1 protein-coding gene is annotated in these 2,558 nt (G+C 69.9%); it reads left to right on the top strand.

Annotated features, from left to right (window positions below; all coding sequences use genetic code 11):
• Window positions 1–2,558 (top strand): beta-ketoacyl synthase N-terminal-like domain-containing protein (locus AB0E77_RS34110; RefSeq protein WP_361578879.1); only part of this gene is annotated, 2,558 nt, incomplete at both ends.

Below are 2,558 nucleotides of genomic sequence, written 5' to 3'. Positions count from 1 at the left end.
CAGGCGAACTATGCGGCGGCGAACGCGTATTTGGATGCGTTGGCCGAGGCGCGGCGTGGTGAGGGTCTGCCGGCGACGTCGATCGCGTGGGGCCCTTGGGCCGACGACGGCATGGCCTACGCCGTGGCGGATCGTTGGGAGCGGCACGGCCTGCCCGCCATGGCCCCCGACCTGGCGATCGCCGAGCTGGAGGCGGTGGTCAACGACCCGATGGCCGCCTCACTGGTGGTCGCAGACGTCGACTGGGACACCCTCGCCCAGGCCAGGGCGACCACGCATACGTCACAGCTGCTGAAGGAGCTGACGCGGAGCACCGCAGCCGACACGGCCGCCGACCGTTCCGCTCCAGGCGACGGGACCCTGCGGCAGCGGCTCGCCGGACTGGGGGCTGCCGAACAGGAACGAGCGGTCGTCGAGTTCGTCCGCTCGCATGTCGCCGCCGTGCTCGGGCACCGGCGAACGGACACGGTCGACGTCGACCGTGCCTTCAAAGAGCTGGGCTTCGACTCCCTTGCTGCCGTCACCTTGCGCAACCGTCTCAATGCGGCCGCAGATCTGAAGCTCTCGACCACCCTTCTGTTCGACCACCCCACGGTGCGGGCGTTGGCACGGGTGCTGCGCGAGGAAGCGCTGGGGTTGAGCGGCGACGGGGGACCGGCACCTGTCGTAGCGACGACGACGGACGACGAACCGATCGCCATCGTCGGGATGAGCTGCCGCTTCCCGGGCGGGGTACGTACTCCCGAGGACCTGTGGAACCTGCTGGTCGACGGACGCGACGTACTCACCGACTTCCCCGACGGACGCGGCTGGGACCTGGACAGCCTCTTCGACTCCGACCCGGACGAGACGGGCAAGAGCTACGTCGACAAGGGCGCTTTCCTCGACGACGCGGGAGACTTCGACCCCAAGTTCTTCGGGATCTCGCCCCGCGAGGCGACGACGATGGACCCACAGCAGCGCCTGCTGCTGAAGACGTCCTGGGAAGCGTTCGAACGAGCCGGTATCGACGGCACGCTCCTGCACGGCAGCCAGACCGGCGTCTTCATCGGCAGCAACGGACAGGACTACGCCCGAAATCTGCGCGAGGCACCCGCCGAGAACGTCGAAGGTCACCTGGTGACCGGCAGCGCCGCCAGCGTCGTCTCCGGCCGCATCTCCTACACGTTCGGCCTTGAGGGCCCTGCCGTCACCGTGGACACGGCGTGCTCCTCGTCGCTGGTGGCTCTGCATCTGGCGGCGCAGTCGCTGCGTCAGGGCGAGTGCACGCTGGCCTTGGCGGGCGGCGTCACAGTGATGTCCACCCCCGAACTCTTCGTGGAGTTCAGCCGCCAGCGGGGACTTGCTCCCGACGGCCGTTGCAAGGCGTTCGCGTCAGGCGCGGACGGCACCGGCTGGGGCGAGGGCGTCGGCATGCTCCTCCTGGAGCGGCTGTCGGATGCCCGGCGTAACGGGCACCAGGTGCTGGCGGTGGTGCGGGGTTCGGCGGTCAATCAGGACGGCGCGAGCAACGGCCTGACGGCGCCGAACGGCCCCTCGCAGCAGCGTGTCATCCGGGCCGCGTTGGCGAACGCTCGAGTGCCGGCGGCTGAGGTCGACGTGGTGGAGGCGCACGGTACGGGCACGAAGCTCGGCGACCCGATCGAGGCGCAGGCGCTGCTGGCCACGTACGGCCAGGACCGTCCCGAGGACCGGCCGCTGTGGCTCGGCTCCATCAAGTCGAACATCGGGCACACGCAGGCGGCGGCTGGTGTGGCCGGTGTGATGAAGATGGTCCTGGCCATGCAGCACGGGCTGCTGCCGCAGACCCTGCACGTCGACGAACCGTCCTCGCACGTGGACTGGACGGCAGGATCCGTCGAACTGCTCACGGACTCGACCCCTTGGCCCGAGACCGGGCATGCGCGCCGGGCGGGCGTCTCTTCCTTCGGTGTGAGTGGGACGAACGCGCACGTGGTCCTGGAGCAGGCTCCGACTGTCGCGGAGGAGCCGACCGCGGACGCCGAGCCGCCGGTGGTGGTGCCGTGGGTGGTGTCGGCGAAGTCGGAGGCTGCGCTGCGGGGTCAGGCGGGGCGTCTGGTGTCGTTCCTGGGTGAGCGTTCTGAGCTTGCTGCGGTGGATGTGGCGTGGTCGTTGGCGGCGACGCGGTCGGTGTTCGAGCACCGCGCGGTGGTCCTGGACGGTGCGGACGGTCTGCGGGCGCTGGCTGAGGGTCGTGAGGCGTCGGGTGTGGTGTGGGGGAGTGCGGCGGGCGCGGATGGCCGTGCGGTGTTCGTGTTCCCGGGGCAGGGTTCGCAGTGGGCGGGGATGGCGGCCGAGCTCCTTGACAGCTCCCCGGTGTTCGCGGAGCGGATCGCCGAGTGTGGGGCTGCGCTCGCGCCGTTCGTGGACTGGTCGCTGATCGACGTCCTGCGGGATGCGGACGCGGATGCCTGGCTTGAGCAGGTTGATGTGGTGCAGCCGGTGTTGTGGGCGGTCATGGTGTCGCTGGCCGAGGTGTGGCGTTCGCATGGTGTCGCTCCTGCTGCGGTGATCGGTCATTCGCAGGGTGAGATCGC

Source organism: Streptomyces sp. NPDC032940 (assembly GCF_040636935.1).
GTDB lineage: Bacteria > Actinomycetota > Actinomycetes > Streptomycetales > Streptomycetaceae > Streptomyces.
The sequence above is the reverse complement of the archived record's forward strand: the minus strand, read 5'-3'. Positions and strand labels throughout refer to the sequence as shown.